The organism is Acidovorax bellezanensis (genome assembly GCF_025421555.1).
GTDB lineage: Bacteria > Pseudomonadota > Gammaproteobacteria > Burkholderiales > Burkholderiaceae_C > Comamonas > Comamonas bellezanensis.
Genome location: NZ_JAODYH010000005.1, coordinates 1 through 16,932 on the forward strand (window position 1 = coordinate 1; position 16,932 = coordinate 16,932).

Sequence of the window (16,932 nt, forward strand, 5' to 3'; positions counted from 1 at the left end):
CGCCGACCTTGACGATACCGCGTTCGATACGGCCCGTCACCACGGTACCACGACCGGAGATCGAGAACACGTCTTCCACAGGCATCAGGAAAGCACCGTCCACAGCGCGCTCAGGCGTGGGGATGTAGCTGTCCAGAGCATCAGCCAGCTTGTTGATGGCTTCTTCGCCCAGAGGACCCTTGTCGCCTTCCAGAGCCAGCTTGGCCGAACCACGAATGATCGGGGTGTCGTCGCCAGGGAAGTTGTACTTGTCCAGCAGCTCGCGGACTTCCATTTCGACCAGTTCCAGCAGCTCTTCGTCATCCACCATGTCGCACTTGTTCAGGAACACGATGATGTAAGGAACGCCAACCTGACGGGCCAGCAGGATGTGCTCGCGGGTCTGGGGCATTGGGCCGTCAGCGGCCGAGCAAACCAGGATAGCGCCGTCCATCTGAGCGGCGCCGGTGATCATGTTCTTCACATAGTCAGCGTGACCGGGGCAGTCAACGTGAGCGTAGTGACGGTTAGCGGTTTCGTATTCGACGTGCGAGGTATTGATGGTAATACCGCGGGCCTTCTCTTCAGGGGCCTTGTCGATTTCGTCGTACTTCTTGGCTTCGCCGCCAAACTTGGCCGACAGAACGGTAGCGATAGCAGCCGTCAGGGTTGTCTTACCGTGGTCAACGTGACCGATGGTGCCCACGTTGACGTGGGGCTTGGTGCGTTCGAACTTACCTTTTGCCATGAGATTTCTCCAAAAGAGCAAAACCTGTGTGATGTTTAACGTCTGCACCGAATTGCTGATTCCCCCCGCACAGGAAACAGGGGGGCACTCAATCGCAGACATGGCAAGCCCGCAGACCATCCTTGCGGACAGCCTGCGGGCAAAAACCTATTTTACTTCGTACGGGCAGCCATGATGGCTTCCGACACGTTGCGAGGGGCTTCAGCGTAGTGCTTGAATTCCATCGTGTAGGTAGCGCGACCTTGCGTTGCCGAGCGCAGCGACGTGGCGTAGCCGAACATTTCCGACAAAGGCACTTCTGCCTTGATGGCCTTGCCGCCACCAACCATGTCGTCCATACCCTGGACCATGCCGCGACGCGAGGACAGATCGCCCATCACGGAGCCGGCGTAGTCTTCAGGCGTTTCCACTTCCACGGACATCATGGGTTCCAGAATCACGGGGTTGGCCTTGCGGCAACCTTCCTTGAAACCGAAGATGGCAGCCATCTTGAACGCCAGTTCGTTCGAGTCCACATCGTGGTACGAACCGAAGTGCAGCGTGACCTTGACGTCGACCACGGGGTAGCCAGCCAGCACGCCTTGCGTGACGGCTTCGTTGATACCCTTTTCCACCGCGGGGATGTATTCGCGAGGAACCACACCGCCCTTGATGGCGTCGACGAACTGAATGCCCTTACCGGGTTCATTGGGTTCGATCTTCAGCACCACGTGGCCGTACTGACCCTTACCGCCCGACTGACGCACGAACTTGCCTTCGGCATCTTCGACGGTCTTGCGGATGGTTTCGCGGTAAGCCACTTGTGGCTTGCCAACGTTGGCTTCCACGCCGAATTCGCGCTTCATGCGATCGACAATGATTTCCAGGTGCAGCTCGCCCATACCGGCGATGATGGTCTGGCCCGATTCTTCGTCGGAACGCACGCGGAACGATGGATCTTCAGCGGCCAGGCGCGACAGGGCGATGCCCATCTTTTCCTGGTCAGCCTTGGTCTTGGGTTCCACAGCCTGGGCAATCACGGGCTCGGGGAAGACCATGCGTTCCAGGATGATGGGGAAGTTCAGGTCGGACAGGGTTTCGCCCGTCGTCACGTCCTTCAGGCCCACGCAAGCAGCGATGTCACCGGCGCGAATTTCTTCGACTTCCAGGCGTTCGTTGGCGTGCATCTGCACGATACGACCGATACGCTCTTTCTTGCCCTTGACCGCATTCAGGACGGTATCGCCCTTGGTCAAAACGCCCGAGTAAACGCGCACGAAGGTCAGCTGGCCCACGAAGGGGTCGGTCATCAGCTTGAAAGCCAACGCAGCGAACTTTTCGCTGTCGTCTGCCTTGCGCGTCAGCTTCTTTTCTTCGTCGTCAGGATCGGTGCCTTCGATGGCAGCCACTTCCACGGGAGCGGGCAGGAACTGGATCACGGCGTCCAGCATGCGCTGCACGCCCTTGTTCTTGAAAGCCGAGCCGCACAGCATGGGCTGGATTTCGACAGCCAGGGTACGCGTACGCAGGCCGCTCATGATTTCTTCTTCGGAGAGCGTGCCCTCTTCCAAGTACTTGTTCATCAGCTCTTCGCTGGCTTCAGCCGCAGCTTCCACCATCTTTTCGCGCCATTCGTTCGCCACGTCCACCAGGTCAGCTGGGATTTCGCGGTATTCGAACTTCATGCCCTGCGACTTTTCGTCCCAGAAGATGGCCTTCATCTTGACCAGATCAACCACGCCTTCGAACTTGTCTTCGGCGCCGATTGGCACGACGATTGGCACAGGGTTGGCCTTCAGGCGCAACTTCATCTGCTCAACCACCTTGAAGAAGTTGGCACCGGTACGGTCCATCTTGTTCACGAAGGCCAGACGGGGGACCTTGTACTTGTTGGCCTGACGCCACACGGTTTCAGACTGGGGCTGCACGCCACCCACTGCGCAATACACCATGCAAGCAGCATCCAGCACGCGCATCGAGCGCTCGACTTCAATCGTGAAGTCGACGTGGCCGGGGGTGTCAATGATGTTGAAGCGGTGCTCGGGGAACGAGTGGTCCATGCCCGACCAGAAGCAGGTCGTTGCAGCAGAAGTGATCGTGATGCCACGCTCTTGCTCTTGCTCCATCCAGTCCATGGTGGCAGCGCCATCGTGCACTTCACCCAGCTTGTGGTTCACGCCGGTATAGAACAGGATACGCTCGGTGGTGGTTGTCTTACCTGCGTCGATGTGAGCGGAAATACCGATATTGCGGTAGCGCTCAATGGGAGTCTTGCGAGCCATGGTTGATCCTTAATTGATCGTATGGAGATGGGGTCTGCCAACCCGAAACACTGTGGGCAGCAGTTAATTTGGGGGCGCTCTAAATCGAGACAAGGCCGCAGGCAAAAACTTGCGAGCGGCCCCGTGTCAAAAAGCGCTAACGCCGATTAGAAGCGGAAGTGGCTGAAGGCCTTGTTGGCTTCTGCCATGCGGTGCACTTCGTCACGCTTCTTCATCGCGCCGCCACGACCTTCGGTCGCTTCCAGCAGCTCGTTGGCCAGGCGCTGGGCCATGGACTTTTCACCGCGCTTGCGAGCGGCTTCCTTGAGCCAACGCATGGACAGAGCCAGGCGACGGACAGGGCGCACTTCAACAGGCACTTGGTAGTTCGCACCACCCACGCGGCGGGACTTGACTTCCACCATGGGCTTCACGTTGTTGATAGCAACCACGAAGGCTTCCAGAGGATCCTTATCGGGGTGCTTCTTGTGGATCAGTTCCAGGGCGCCATAAATGATGCGCTCTGCAACTGCCTTCTTGCCGCCTTCCATGATCACGTTCATGAATTTGGACAGCTCTACGTTGCCGAACTTAGGATCCGGCAGAATTTCACGTTTGGGGACTTCGCGACGACGTGGCATTTTTTACCTCTATCTTTGCTTCAGTTGGCATCTTTTCAGATACCGCGGGGGTCAAAAGGACTCCCACTTACTCGACCCACGCAAAACACTTGCGCTTGGGGTCACTACGTTTGCACTACCTGCCTGGCAGGCAAACACCGAAAATTTTGTCTACAAAAAGGCTTAGGCCTTCTTGGGACGCTTGGCACCGTACTTGGAGCGCGATTGCTTGCGATCCTTGACGCCTTGCAAGTCGAGCGAACCACGGACGATGTGGTAACGCACACCTGGCAAATCCTTGACACGACCGCCGCGAACCAGCACGACGCTGTGTTCTTGCAGGTTGTGGCCTTCACCGCCAATGTACGAAATGACCTCAAAACCGTTGGTCAGGCGCACCTTGGCGACCTTACGCAGAGCGGAGTTAGGCTTCTTAGGCGTCGTGGTGTACACACGTGTGCACACGCCGCGGCGCTGTGGAGAGTTTTCCATCGCAGGGCTCTTGGACTTGATCGTTTCGACCGAGCGCCCCTGACGAACGAGCTGGTTAATGGTTGGCATGTATACGTCCCTAAACGTAAAAAACGAAAACGTGAATCCCTTCGGAATTTCCGAAAAGCATTCGACTGTAGCAGCTTGGGCGTGTCAAAGCAAGCCGGTCTGCTAGCAGCCCTGCTCACCTCATATGTAAAGAGGTGCCACAGGACCGGGCGAATGCTTGAACGAGCGGCGCCGGGCCGCCCCAAGCCGCGAGGGCCCCTCCTGGAGGGGCAGCGCAGCTACGCGAAGCGAGCAAGCGTGGGGAGCCAGTTATTTGATCCAGAGGCGGATCGCGTCCCACAGGCGGCCGAAGAAGCCTGCCTGCTCGACTGCTTCCAACGCCACGAGTGGCACTTCGGCAACAACCTGGCCGTCCAGCGTCACCTTGAGCGTCCCCATGGACTGGCCCTTGGCGAACGGGGCAATCAGCGGATCCTGGCGCACGACTTCGGTCTTGAGCTTGCCGGCCGAGCCCGCGGGCACGGTCACCACGATGGCGTTGGGCTGACCGATGTTGATGCTGCTGGCCTGGCCTTTCCAGACTTCGGGCGTGGCCACGGGCTGACCGACATCGAACAGCTTGACCGAATCAAAGGCCGTATAGCCCCAGTTCAGCAGCTTCTGGCTTTCGGTGGCGCGGGCATTGGCGCTCGAGGTGCCGAGCACGATGGACAGCAGGCGGCGCTCGCCGACCTGGGGCATGGTGCGCTTGGCCGTGGACACCAGGCAGTAGCCGGCGGCGGCCGTGTGGCCGGTCTTCAGGCCGTCGACCGTGGGGTCGCGGAACAGCAGGGTATTGCGGTTGGTACCGTTCGACGCGGGCGTGCCTTCATAGTGGTACTGCTTGGTCGAGTAGTAATGCATGTACTCGGGGAATTCCTGCATCAGGCGCTGGGACAGCACCGCCAGGTCGCGCGCCGTGGTCAGGTGGCCGGGCTCGGTCAGGCCTTCGGGGTTCTTGTAGCTCGTGCCCTTCATGCCCAGGGCCTTGGCCTGCTCGTTCATCAGGCGCACGAAGTTTTCCTGCGAACCGCCCACGCCTTCGGCCAGCGCCATGGTGGCGTCGTTGCCCGACTGGACGATCATGCCCTTGATCAGGTCGTCGACGGGCACCTGCATCTTGGGGTCGATGAACATGCGCGAGCCGGGCATCTTCCAGGCGCGCTCGCTGACCGGGAAGCGCTGCTCCAGCGTGATCTTCTTGGACCGCAGCGCATCAAACACCAGGTAGCCGGTCATCAGCTTGGTCAGCGAGGCCTGCTCGATGGGCGCGTCGATGTCCTTGGCGCCCAGCACCTGGCGGGACGTCACGTCCACCAGCAGGTAGTTGCGGGCGGCGATTTCCGGGGGCTGGGGAGCGCTGACCTGGGCCAGGGCGAACGTTGGCGCCACAGCCACGGTAACGGCAATAACACGCAGGGTGTTGAAAATCGGGTTCATGTAAGGCTTGGGGGGATAAAGCAGAAAAAGCGCCCGCCAAGGCAGCGGGCAGCGAAACGGGGCCGGCGGCGATGCTGCCCCGGGTCTGTGTCACAGACCCGGCAACAGGTGGCGAGCCACCAGGCTCTTGAGCAGGGGTAATTGTCCGTGAAAGAAATGTCCACCCCCAGGGACAACTGTCACAGGGAGTATCTGGGGCCGCGCCCAGTCCATGACCGAGGCCAGGGGCACGGTGTCATCGGCTTCGCCATGGATGACCAGGGTGCGCTGCTGCGCCTCGGCCGGCACGTCAGCGACAGCAAAGCGGCTGGTGGCCGTGCCGACCAGTACCGCGCGCTCGACCCGGCCCTCGGGCCACAGTTGCGCCAGCGCATGGCTGGTCACGAAGGCGCCGAACGAGAAGCCCGCCAACGCGATCGGGCCTTCGGGAGCGACCTGCTGCACCACGGCCAGCAGGTCTTGCAGTTCGCCCTGGCCCGCGTCGTGCACGCCGGCACTCGCGCCCACGCCGCGGAAATTGAAGCGCACGGCCGTGAAGCCGCTGTGCACAAAGGCCCGCGCCAGGGTCTGCACCACTTTGTTGTCCATGCTGCCGCCAAACAGCGGATGGGGGTGGGCGATGATGGCCACGCCGCGCGGCGCCTGGCCTTCGGCCAGTTGGGCGGCGTCGCGCAGGGCTTCGATGGCGCCGGCGGCGCCTGTCAGGGTCAAGCGTTCAGTCTGGGCATTCACGTTGCGATTCCATGGGGATGGCGGGAGATGCTGCGCCCGCCGTAAAAAGCTCTTGCGGATAGACCGCGTTTCAGCGGCCGAGTTCCGGCGGCGTCAGCAGGCGCTCGACGATTTTCCCGTTCTTGAGATGCGACTCGACGATTTCGTCGATGTCGCTGTCATCGATGAAGGTGTACCAGGTGCCTTCGGGGTAGACCACGGCCACCGGGCCGGCCGCGCAGCGGTCCAGGCAGCCAGCCTTGTTGACGCGCACCTTGCCGGGACCGGACAGACCCGCGGCCTTGATCTGGGCCTTGCAACGGTCGAAGCCGGCTTTGGCACCGTGCAGCGCGCAGCAGTCCTCTCCTCCAGGACGCTCATTGAGGCAAAAGAAGATATGGCGGGCGTAGTACTGGCCTGCGCCGGGTTCGGAAATGTTGTCGCTCATAGGCACCTATTCTAGGAGGGGGTATCGCGCCGCGAGACTTTGCGCAGCACATAGAGCAGGGCCGCATAGGGCCAGAGCCAGCCCAGCCACTGCCCCAGGCCGTAGAAACGGATGAAGCGCCCCTGCTCCCAGGTCTGCAGCGTCTGCGCGAAATAGGCGCTGGTGGGGGCCTGATTGAGCAGGCTCAGCTGCCACATCAGCACCACCAGCAGCGCGGCCGCGCAGGCGCGCCGGGGCAGCGCGATCAGCGCGCCGGCCAGGCCCAGCGCCACCCAGATCGCCACATGGGCCGGCGCGCCCAGCCATTCCCAGGCATGGGCCGGGCCGTAACTGAGCGCGGCAGACAGCGCCGTGGCCGCAATGCCCAGCCCCACGCCCAGCGCCGCCAGCACGGCGCGGCGCCCGATGTGGGGCACGATGCAATACGCCAGCAGGCAAGGGGCCAACAGGCCCAGCACTTCGCACAGCAGTTCGCTGCCGGGCGACAAGGGGGTCAGCGGGGTTTCGCGCAACGGCAGCCAGGCCATGAACGGCGTGCCGTCCAGCGCATCCTCCAGCGCCGATTCCACACGCTCGAGCACCTGGCCCAGGCTGAACGGCACGGCCGCCGGAAACAGCAGCGCCACGGGCCACAGCACCAGCAGCACGATGGCGCCGCGCGCATCCGTGCCAAACCAGCGCGCGCGAAACGCACTCCAGCGGTCAATGGCGCCCAGGCGTTCGAGCAGCAGCGCCAGCAAGGCGCCGATCAGCGTGCCCGCGGCATTGAGCACCAGGTCCATGTTCGACGGCACGCGCCGCGGCAGGTAGATCTGCAGAAACTCCATGCCCGCCGACAGCAAGGCCCCGGCCAGGGCCGCCAGGGGCACGGCCGCGCGCGGTGCGCCCGAACGCAGCAGCGCCAGCGCCAACAGGAAGCCCAGCGGCCCGTAGCCGACGATGTTGGTGTTGACGTCGAACCAGGTCCAGTAAGGCGGCGGAATCGCCGCCGAGGCGAAGACCCAGGGGTTGATGCCCTGGGCACGCCAGCCCGAAAATGGAAACAGGCTGGCAAAAACGATCAGCGCCGCATACACCAGCGCCAGCGGCCAGGCAGAAGTCTTGTGCACTGTGCCCGCTCTCCCTTGCACGCTCAGAACGGCTTGACGACCACCAGCACCACGGCAATCAGCAGCAGTACTACCGGCACTTCATTGAACCAGCGGTACCAGCGGTGGCTGCGCTGGTTGGTGTCCGCGACGAACTGGCGCAGCACGCGGCCGCAGGCATGGTGGTAGCCCAGCACCAGCAGCACGACCAGCAGCTTGGCATGCATCCAGCCGTTGCCCGGACCCCGGCCTATGCCGTAGCCCAGCCACAACCACAGGCCCAGCAGCAATGCCGGCACGGCCAGCAAGGTGGTGAAGCGCATCAGCTTGCGCGCCATCAGGATCAAGCGCTCGCGCTCGGCGACCGAGCCAGGCGTGACCATGGCCAGATTCACGAAGATACGTGGAAGATAGAACAGTCCGGCGAACCAACTCGCAACGAACACGATGTGAAAAGCTTTAACCCATAGCATGCCCCCAGTGTACGGGCCAGGGGCGGACCACGCCGCAAAACAGTGCGCAAACTGCGGTCGGCCCCTGCGACATCGCGAATGGGGCACAATTTTCCCCATGCATCTCTCCAGCCCCACCCCCTTTCCCCACAACCGTCCACGTCGCCTGCGCCGCGACCCGTTCACGCGCAATCTGGTGCGCGAGAACGCGGTGACGGCCCACGACCTGATCTATCCGGTGTTTGTGCACGAAGGCCAGCAGCGGCGCGAGGCCGTGCCGTCCATGCCCGGCGTGGACCGGCTGAGCCTGGACCTGCTGCTGCCCGTGGCCGAGGAATGCGTGAAGCTGGGCATCCCGGTGCTGGCGCTGTTCCCGGCCATCGATGCCGCGCTCAAGACGCCCGACGGCAAGGAAGCGCTCAACCCCGACGGCCTGATCCCGCGCGTAGTGCGCGCGCTGAAAAAGGAATTTCCCGACCTGGGCGTGATGACCGATGTGGCGCTGGACCCCTATACCAGCCACGGCCAGGACGGCGTGCTCGACGCCACCGGCTACATCATCAACGATGAGACCGTGGAAATCCTGGTCGGCCAGGCACTGACCCATGCCGAAGCGGGCGTGGACATGGTCGCGCCCAGCGACATGATGGACGGGCGCATAGGCGCCATCCGCGAAGCGCTCGAAAGCCACGGCCACATCCACACCCGCATCATGGCCTACAGCGCCAAGTACGCCAGCGCCTTCTATGGGCCGTTCCGCGACGCCGTGGGCACGCGTGGCGCACTGGGCAAGGCCGACAAGAATGTCTACCAGATGGACCCGGGCAACAGCGACGAGGCCTTGCGTGAAGTGGCCCTCGACCTGGCCGAAGGCGCGGACATGGTGATGGTCAAGCCCGGCATGCCGTATCTGGACATCGTGCGCCGCGTCAAGGACGAGTTCAAGGTGCCGACCTTCGCCTACCAGGTGTCGGGTGAATACGCGATGATCAAGGCGGCTGCGGCCAATGGCTGGCTGGACCACGACGCGGTGATGATGGAAAGCCTGCTGGCCTTCAAGCGGGCAGGTGCCGACGGCGTGCTGACCTACTTCGCCATGGACGCCGCGCGGAAATTGCGCAACACCCCCTGAGCGGCTGCCGCCGCTTCCCCCTCTCAACCTCCGGTGGAGGGGGACGGCACCATCGCTGCGGGGCGGCCCTTGCTCGGCGCCCCTTAGTTGGGGCACGCCAGTTTCACAGGCGGTGAACTAAAACAACGTACTCCTGGCGGCTGTCGCCGCTTGGGCGGCCCCCCGCCTCCCCCTCTGAGACCAAGGCCATGCGCACCATCCACATCGCCACCGCTACCGCACAAACCCATGACCTGGGCCATGAGCTGCCCACGGCGCCCGCCGCCGACGGCTTTTACTGGGTCTCGTGCAGCCGTGCCGAATTCGAGGCCCAGTTGCCGGCGCTGCAGGCCATGCTGCTGCAGCTGTGCGGCATGCCCTTGCTGGACCTGCATGTCTCCGACCTGCTCAACGCCCATCTGCCGTCGAACTACGACTACACCTCGCAATACGACCTGCTGGTGTTCCAGCGCCTGGTCTCGACCAAGCAGGACAGCGCGCCGCCGGCACAGGTCAAGCCGCAGCGCCGCGACCCGGTGCTGGCGCGTATCGTCACCCGGCCGGTGGGCCTGGCGGTGTTCGACCACCTGCTGCTCACGGTGCATCCCGAAGAATGCCCGGTGCGCACGTATTTCCTGCAGCGCCTGCTGTCGGTCCAACCCACCGACATCCGCGTCCCCAAGCGGGCTTCCAGCCCGGCCGACCTGATGCTGCGCCTGGTCAACCACATGGTCGACAGCTATCTGGAGCTGCGCCGCGAACTCACGCGCCAGCTGGACCATTGGCAGTACGCCCTGCTCCGACCCAAGGCGCGGATTTCGAACTGGAGTGCCATTCTGGACGCGCGCCTGGCCCTGCACCAGCTCGACGAGATCTGCGAGGACCAGCGCGCCGCCATGCAGGAATGGATAGAGGCGCTGGACGGCTGGCCGCCAGAGAGCCTGCCCCAGTCCCAGCGCGAACGTGAATTGCTCAAAGTGCGCTCACGCGACGTGCTCGAGCACATCGAGCGCGTGGTCCACCATGTGCGCCGCCTCGAACAAAGCGCCGAGACTGCCGTGCAAATGCATTTTTCCGTGCAGAGCAACCGCGCCAACGACATCATGCGCACGCTGACCACCATCACCGCCGTGTTCCTGCCGCTGAACCTGATTGCCGCCGTGTTCGGCATGAATTTCGAGTTCATCCCGCTGGTGCACAAGCAGGGCGGCTTCTGGTGGGCCATGGGCGGCATGGGCCTGGTGTCGCTGACGCTGCTTTCCTACTTCTGGCGCAAGCGCTACATCGAGCGCATAGACCACAATCAATAGCCCCCCCTGAGCGGCTGACGCCGCTTCCCCCCGAGGGGGACGGCAGCCTCGGTGCGGGGCGGCCCTTCCTCGCTGCCGCTGGGCTGGGGCACGCCAAGTTCGTAGGCTGCTGATGACGCGCAGCGCTAAAAAAACCCCCACACCGCAGCAACAGCCGCCCTCAGGCCAAGTGCTGGTCGAAGAACGCCAGCGAGCGGTCGCGCGCTTTCATGGCGCTGGCTTCGTCGTAGCTGCCGCGCTGGTCGCAGTTGAAACCGTGGTCGGCGTCGTAGAAATGCAGTTGCACTTCGGGATGGGCCCGGCCAAAAGCTTCGGCCCCGTCCACAGGAATCCAGTGGTCCAGGCGAGCGAAATGGGCCATCACCGGGCATTTCGGCTGGCGTGCCACTTCCTCGTCCGAGGTGATGCCGCCGCCGTAATAGCTCACGGCCGCCGACAGACCGGGCAGCGTGCAGGCCGCGCGCCAGGTCATCAGACCGCCCCAGCAGAAGCCGACGATGCCGACCTTGCCGCCGCTGATGGCCGCAGCATGGACGATCGCGGCCTGCACTTCGGCCATGGCACCCGGCGCCGGCAGCGCTTCGGTGGCCGCCTTGAGGGCCATGCCGCTGCCCATGTCTTGCGACGTATAGCCCAGGTTCACATCGGCTTGCACGCGCGCGAACATCGACGGTGCCACGGCCACGTAGCCGCGCGCCGCAAAACGATCGGCCACGGCCTGGATGTGGGAGTTGACGCCAAAGATTTCCTGCAGCACGACGATGGCGCCGCGCACCGGCCCTTCGGGCACGGCCACCCAGGCGGGTGCAGTGAAGCCATCGGCAGAAGTCAAATTCACGAAATTACCCATGCTGTCTCCTCGCTTTTCCGGTTGAGTGGTGTTCACCCGTGCGGTCAGCGCGGGCTACAGATGCTAAGAACCGGTTTAAGGTTCTAATGTCGCAGCAAATGCACGACCGATGTGCATTCTCACAGGAGACAGCATGACGCACCAAGCGGTTCTTCCCCCTACCCGGCCAACGGCAGTCCTGCCTGGAGACCTTGACTGATGGATCTCAAACCGCTGATCACGCTGGTGGCCATCGTCAACCCGCTGGCCATCATCCCGTTTTTCATCCACTACACCGAAGGTTTCAGCGCGGCACAGCGGCGCGACACCATACGCACGGCCGCGTTCAGCGCGTTCTGCGTGATTTCGGCCTGCGCCCTGATCGGCCTGCAGGTGCTGGAATTCTTCAACATCTCGCTGCAGAGCTTCCAGGTCGGCGGCGGCCTGCTGCTGCTGATCAGCGCCATGAACATGCTCAACGCCCGGCCGGCCGAAGACCGACCCAGCGAGTCGGCACTGGAAGCCGGTGCGGAAAAAGCGGCCATGGGCCACAGCATTGCCGTCGTGCCCCTGACCATTCCCCTGCTGACCGGGCCCGCGGCCATGTCCACGGTGGTGATTTATGCCGACCAGGCGCGCAACATCTGGCAGCACCTGGCGCTGGTCGGCTATGGCGTGGTGGTGGCGCTGGCCACGGCGATCTGCTTTTCGCTGGCCCAGCCCATTGCGCGCGTGCTGGGCAAGACCGGCATCAACGTCATGACCCGCTTGATGGGACTGATCCTGGCCGCGCTGGCCGTGGAAGTGATGGCCGGCGGGCTGATAAAGATCTTCCCCGTGCTGGCGATGCGCTGACGCGCAGCTACAGGGGGCTTCGGCCCACGGGCTTGCGCCGACTCGCGAGCGCGGCCCTGGCCATCTCGGCCTGCCCCTTGGCTTGCTGCTCGCAAATCTCCGCGGCATCACCGGGCAGGTTTTTGCACAGCTCCATGCGGTGCCGGTATTCGAGGGAAATGCGCCGCTTGGCGGCCATCTGGTCGGTAGCGCTCATGGCCAGGACTGCCGTGGAAGCCAGAACGCTGGCGCTCAACAAGGCCAGCACGCTATAGAGGGATCGCATATTGTCACTCCTTGATCATCCGGGACGATGTGCAAATGCCCAGGGCATTCGCGGCTGCGGGCAAAGCGGCACAGCCATCAATCCTCAAAACGGAAGTCGGGAGAACGGACCTGCCTTTCAGCCTGCGGCTTCTCGAGCTGGTCCCGGAGCATGCCGTGGCGCTCCTGCAGCCGGCCCAGGAATTGCTCGCGCTTGCCGGCGATGGCCTCGAAGTCATCGCCGATGAGCCGGCCCCAGTGCTCGCGCAGCCTGCCCTTGAGTTGCCGCCATCGGCCTTGGATACGGTCTTTGTTCATACCTGTCCTTTATGCAGTGAATCGCTTTTCGCGCGGATCTTGTTGACCCCATCTGCAGCGAAAAATCAGGATTTCACTTTAAAAGACAGCACTTCCCGTGGGCGTAGGTTGACGCTGGTCAACCCCAGTCAGCCCAAACCGACTCCGACCGCAGGTCAACGCCCCAATTGCTGCAGCCATTCCTGCAGTGCGGCGATGGACTGGTCGGTGGCCTGGGTCAAGGCGCGCACGCCACTGGCCGCGGTCGCACTGTCCGCCGGTTGCTGCACCACGAACGTCTTCTGGCCCAGCAGCACATCGCCCTGGGGCTGGCGTTCCACCAGCGTGGCGCGCAGGCGCACCCAGCCCACGCTGTCGCTTGCGGACAGGAACACATGGCTGAACTCTTCGAGCTCGATGCGCAGCAGGGCCGGCACCTTGCCTTGCACCCTGGGCTGCACCACCCCGTCGCCGCCATAGAGCACGCTGCGCTCGCGGCCCAGGCGGCTGCTCAGGCGCTGTTGCACCAACTGCTCGGGTGGCAGCGTCCAGCGCGCGAGCTGGTAGGGCCGCACCACCTGGGCGTCGGCATAGGCCAAGCGGTACAGCACGGACGTATCGGCATCCTTGAGACCGGGCGCGTCCACATCGGCCAGGGCAATCGGTGGCTGCGACAGCGCGGGGGCGGCTGCCACCGGCAGCTCGGGGCCGAAGTCGTAGCGCACGGCCTGCGCCGGCGGCTGGGGCAGCACGGAGCAGCCGGCCAGCCAAAAAAAGGCCGCGGCGCCTGCGGCCTGCAGCGCACGGACGCGGGCCGACTGGAAAAAAGAAGCGGACATGGATGAATTCCTCAAGGCTGGGGTGTCGGGGCCACAAAGCCGGGTTCACCGGGGCCGGGCACGGCGCGGCCGCTGCCGTAAATCACCGACTGCGGGTTGTCGCTGAAGCCTCCGGCCGCCGCGCCCATCTTGCGCGCGGCGCGCGAAACGTCGTCGGCCGCGCGGCTCACATGGGGCAAGGTGGTGCGGCCCAGGCCGTCGGCGGCGCGCGCCAGCGCCTGGGTGCCGGTGGCGATCTGCTCCAGCGGCCCACCGGGCGCATTGATGCGCTCCACGGTCTGGCCCAGGCCGGTCGTCACCGCGGTGGCGCTCTGGCTGGCCCGCTCCAGCGACTGCAAGGCCTTGCGCGCATCGGCCGCCAGCGCCGGCACCTCGGTCAGCGCCGGATCGATTTTCTGCGCCAGTGTCTGCTGCAGGCCTTCGGTCAGGCCGCGCACCGCCTGCGCCGCGCCGGCGATGTTTTCCAGCGCGCTGCTCACGCGCTGCTGGTTGGCGTCATTGAGCATGTCATTGAGCCGCCGGGTCACTTCATCCACCCGGCCCAGCAGCACCGGCCCCTGGTCGGCAAGCATGCTCAACGGCGAGGACTTGAGCAGCAGACGCGGCAGCCCGCTGGGGCCTGGCGGCAGCTCGGGCAGGGGCTTGTCGCCGTCGTCGAGCTGCACATGGGCCAGCCCCGTCACGCCCTGGTAGCCCAGCACCGCGAAAGTAGTCGGCGAAATCGGCGTTTCCGTGCCCACGGCGATGCGGATCAGCACATTGCCGCTGGTCTGCGAATCGAAGCCTATGCGTATGACCTTGCCCACGGGCACGCCCTTGTAGCGCACGGCGGCCTGCGGCTGCAGGCCGCTGATACCGTCCGAAGTCGATAGCTCGTACTCGTTGTACTGGCTGTGATCGCGGGTCAGCCACACGGCCAATCCCGCCAGCAAGGCCGCCACCAGCACCACGAACAGCCCCGCCGCCATGGCATGTGACTTGTTTTCCATCAGGTTTCTCCCGCGGCCTGGCCGCTGCTCAGGGGCGCCATGGCACGTCGGCCACGTTCACCCCGGAAAAATGTTTCCACGAACGGGTGGTCATAGGCCGCGACTTCACGCGGCGCGCCTGTGACCAGTACTTTCTTTTCCGCCAGCACCGCCACGCGCGAAGACAGTGCGAACAAGGTATCGAGGTCATGGGTCACCATGACCAGGGTCAGCCCCAGCGCCGCGTGCAGCTCGCGCAGCAGCGCGCAGAACTCGTCGGCGCTGGTCGGGTCCAGCCCGGCCGTGGGCTCGTCGAGCAGCAGCAGAGGCGGGTCCATGATCAGCGCCCGGGCCAGCGCCACGCGCTTGATCATGCCGCCCGACAGATCGGCCGGCATGCGCACGGCATGCTCGGGCTTGAGGCCCACCATCTGCAGTTTGACCATGGCCGCATCGCGCACCAGGTCAGCGGGCAGGCTGCCCTGCTCGTGCAGCGCGAAAGCGATGTTGTCGAGCACATTGAAGGCCGAAAACAGCGCGCCATGCTGGAACAACATGCCCACGCGGCTGGCCGCGCCTTCACGCCCCATTTCGGCGGCCGGGCGCCCGAGCACTTCCACCCGGCCCTTGCTGGGCTGCAGCAGCCCCAGCATCTGGCGCAGCAGCACGGTCTTGCCCGTGCCCGAGCCGCCGACGATGGACAGCATTTCGCCGCGCTCGACCTCCAGCTCCAGGTCCTGGTGCACGGCGAAAGCGTTTTCGCCTTTGCCGAACACGCTCCACAACCCCTCTACGCGCACCACGGGCGCCTGAGCGGGCGCCGAAGAGGAAAGGACAGGGGATGTCATGGCGTCAGATCCCCACATCTTTGAAAACGATGGCGAAGATGGCGTCGACGATGATCACCATGGTGATGGCCGAGACCACCGAAGCCGTCGTGCCCCGCCCAAGGCTCTGGGTATTGGGCTCCACGCGCAGGCCCCAGTGGCAGCCTATGAGTGCAATCATGACGCCGAACACCATGGACTTGCCCATGGCCAGGCCGAGGTTGGCCGCATCCACCGCCGCAGGCAGCGCCTGGGCGAAATAGGCGGGCGTGATGCCCATGGTGACATCGGCCGCGAGCATGCCGCCAGCCAGCGCGGCCAGCGTGGTCCATACCGCGATCAGCGGCATGGCCACGGCCAGCGCCAGCGCACGCGGCAGCACCAGCCGAAAACCGTGCGGAATGCCCATGACGCGCATCGCATCGAGCTCCTCGGTCACGCGCATCACACCGATCTGCGCCGTGATGGCCGAGCCCGAACGGCCCGCGACCAGGATCGCGGCCAGCATGGGGCCCAGCTCGCGGATCAGTGAAATGCCCAGAATGTTGACAATGAACGATTCGGCACCGAACTGGCGCAGTTGCAAGGCCATCAGATAGGCCAGCACCACGCCGATCAGAAAGCCCACCAGCGCGGTGATGGGCAGGGCCGTCGCGCCCATGCTGTAGAGATGGCCCGAGACGTCGCGCCAGGGCCCGCGCCGCGGCTTGCGCAGCAGCCGGCCGAAGTCGAGCAGCAGTTGGCCGACCAGCTCCACCAATTCCACCAGATGGCTACAGCCGGCGAGCACCAGCACGCCGAGCTGATCGATCTGGTCGGTGAGACACCAAGGCTTGACCGCGGGCACGGCGACTTCGCTCAGCTGCGCCACGCGCTCGAGGATTTCGCGCTGCGCGGCGCTCGATTCCAGGCTGGCAGGCCACTGCCCGCCCCATTGCCGCCACAGCACCTGGGCGCCGACATAGTCCAGACGCCCGATTCCCGCGAGGTCCCAGGCCGTGGCCGCGCCCGCCGCCTGCAATTCACGCTGCAACCGGCGCCAGACCGACTGGTCGGCAAACGCCGCAGCCGCCCAATCGCCTTGCGGCTTGGCGCAGCGCAGGGGAACGGAGTCGAGCACGACGGAAGGAGCAGACGAAGGCGGCATGGAGGGACGGGAGGGCAACGAAAGCAAAGGCCAGGGATGACTGCGCCCGGTTGGGCCAGCCTGAACTGCACTCTAGCGCATCAGGCGCCCATGCGGAAAAAATGAGCCCCACGCTTGCCCACTGCGTGTGGCGCGCTGCCCCCGAGGGTGTGGAAGCAGCGCACGCGCCGCGCCGCCCCGCCCCGGCACAAAGAAATGCCCAGAAAATCGCCGCCCCCAGCGCTTTCCCTATCGACAGCG

19 protein-coding genes are annotated in these 16,932 nt (G+C 64.4%); 3 read left to right on the plus strand and 16 right to left on the minus strand.

Features of this window, described 5'->3' with window-relative positions; all coding sequences use genetic code 11:
- The 9 genes from N0K08_RS11505 to N0K08_RS11545 all read right to left on the minus strand — a co-directional run.
- Positions 1–727: elongation factor Tu (locus N0K08_RS11505; RefSeq protein ID WP_261500497.1), on the minus strand; the 727-nt coding region annotated here is incomplete at its 3' end.
- 152 nt (positions 728–879) lie between these two features.
- Positions 880–2,988, minus strand: a complete 2,109-nt coding sequence (gene fusA / locus N0K08_RS11510; RefSeq protein ID WP_261500498.1) for an elongation factor G — start codon at positions 2,986–2,988, stop codon at positions 880–882.
- Positions 2,989–3,134: 146 nt separating this feature from the next.
- The gene (gene rpsG / locus N0K08_RS11515) at positions 3,135–3,608 is read right to left on the minus strand and encodes a 30S ribosomal protein S7 (RefSeq protein WP_261500499.1); all 474 of its coding nucleotides are present in this window, start codon (positions 3,606–3,608) and stop codon (positions 3,135–3,137) included.
- Between the two features lie 162 nt (positions 3,609–3,770).
- On the minus strand, positions 3,771–4,148 hold the full coding sequence (gene rpsL / locus N0K08_RS11520) for a 30S ribosomal protein S12 (protein WP_159911512.1): 378 nt from the start codon (positions 4,146–4,148) through the stop codon (positions 3,771–3,773).
- Positions 4,149–4,397: 249 nt separating this feature from the next.
- A complete protein-coding gene (locus tag N0K08_RS11525; RefSeq protein ID WP_261500500.1) occupies positions 4,398–5,567 on the minus strand; it encodes a D-alanyl-D-alanine carboxypeptidase family protein in 1,170 nt (389 codons plus the stop codon).
- A gap of 90 nt (positions 5,568–5,657) precedes the next feature.
- Positions 5,658–6,359 (minus strand): alpha/beta hydrolase, encoded by a 702-nt coding sequence (locus N0K08_RS11530; RefSeq protein ID WP_261500882.1) that lies wholly within the window; start codon positions 6,357–6,359, stop codon positions 5,658–5,660.
- Between the two features lie 10 nt (positions 6,360–6,369).
- Positions 6,370–6,726, minus strand: a complete 357-nt coding sequence (locus N0K08_RS11535; protein WP_261500501.1) for a (2Fe-2S) ferredoxin domain-containing protein — start codon at positions 6,724–6,726, stop codon at positions 6,370–6,372.
- Positions 6,727–6,737: 11 nt separating this feature from the next.
- Positions 6,738–7,835 carry a VanZ family protein gene (locus tag N0K08_RS11540; RefSeq protein ID WP_261500502.1) on the minus strand — a complete coding sequence of 366 codons (1,098 nt, stop codon included), beginning with the start codon at positions 7,833–7,835 and terminating at the stop codon, positions 6,738–6,740.
- A 23-nt stretch (positions 7,836–7,858) separates the two neighbouring features.
- Positions 7,859–8,287, minus strand: a complete 429-nt coding sequence (locus N0K08_RS11545; protein ID WP_261500503.1) for a CopD family protein — start codon at positions 8,285–8,287, stop codon at positions 7,859–7,861.
- Between the two features lie 97 nt (positions 8,288–8,384).
- Here N0K08_RS11545 and hemB point away from each other — a divergent pair, with 97 nt between their 5' ends.
- Positions 8,385–9,398 (plus strand): porphobilinogen synthase, encoded by a 1,014-nt coding sequence (gene hemB, locus N0K08_RS11550; RefSeq protein ID WP_261500504.1) that lies wholly within the window; start codon positions 8,385–8,387, stop codon positions 9,396–9,398.
- Positions 9,399–9,586: 188 nt separating this feature from the next.
- Positions 9,587–10,687, plus strand: coding sequence for a magnesium transporter CorA family protein (locus tag N0K08_RS11555; RefSeq protein ID WP_261500505.1), 1,101 nt, complete (start codon positions 9,587–9,589; stop codon positions 10,685–10,687).
- Between the two features lie 160 nt (positions 10,688–10,847).
- On the opposite strand, the gene N0K08_RS11560 is transcribed toward N0K08_RS11555, so the two are convergent.
- Complete coding sequence (locus tag N0K08_RS11560) at positions 10,848–11,537, minus strand: dienelactone hydrolase family protein (protein ID WP_261500506.1); 690 nt, start codon at positions 11,535–11,537, stop codon at positions 10,848–10,850.
- Between the two features lie 198 nt (positions 11,538–11,735).
- Between N0K08_RS11560 and N0K08_RS11565 the strand changes: the two genes are divergently transcribed.
- Positions 11,736–12,371 (plus strand): MarC family protein, encoded by a 636-nt coding sequence (locus N0K08_RS11565; protein WP_261500507.1) that lies wholly within the window; start codon positions 11,736–11,738, stop codon positions 12,369–12,371.
- Positions 12,372–12,378: 7 nt separating this feature from the next.
- On the opposite strand, the gene N0K08_RS11570 is transcribed toward N0K08_RS11565, so the two are convergent.
- The 6 genes from N0K08_RS11570 to N0K08_RS11595 form a co-directional block, all read right to left on the minus strand.
- Positions 12,379–12,636 (minus strand): hypothetical protein, encoded by a 258-nt coding sequence (locus tag N0K08_RS11570; RefSeq protein ID WP_261500508.1) that lies wholly within the window; start codon positions 12,634–12,636, stop codon positions 12,379–12,381.
- 77 nt (positions 12,637–12,713) lie between these two features.
- Positions 12,714–12,932 (minus strand): CsbD family protein, encoded by a 219-nt coding sequence (locus N0K08_RS11575; protein WP_261500509.1) that lies wholly within the window; start codon positions 12,930–12,932, stop codon positions 12,714–12,716.
- A 155-nt stretch (positions 12,933–13,087) separates the two neighbouring features.
- Entirely contained in the window at positions 13,088–13,750 is a 663-nt protein-coding gene (locus N0K08_RS11580; RefSeq protein ID WP_261500510.1) for an ABC-type transport auxiliary lipoprotein family protein, read from the minus strand.
- An 11-nt stretch (positions 13,751–13,761) separates the two neighbouring features.
- Complete coding sequence (locus N0K08_RS11585; protein ID WP_261500511.1) at positions 13,762–14,739, minus strand: MlaD family protein; 978 nt, start codon at positions 14,737–14,739, stop codon at positions 13,762–13,764.
- Positions 14,739–15,566: an ABC transporter ATP-binding protein gene (locus tag N0K08_RS11590; protein WP_261500512.1), complete on the minus strand. Its 828-nt coding sequence runs from the start codon at positions 15,564–15,566 to the stop codon at positions 14,739–14,741. The genes N0K08_RS11585 and N0K08_RS11590 overlap by 1 nt, the downstream gene beginning before the upstream one ends.
- A 4-nt stretch (positions 15,567–15,570) precedes the next feature.
- Positions 15,571–16,692 carry an MlaE family ABC transporter permease gene (locus tag N0K08_RS11595; protein WP_261500513.1) on the minus strand — a complete coding sequence of 374 codons (1,122 nt, stop codon included), beginning with the start codon at positions 16,690–16,692 and terminating at the stop codon, positions 15,571–15,573.
- Between the last annotated feature and the right edge of the window lie 240 nt (positions 16,693–16,932).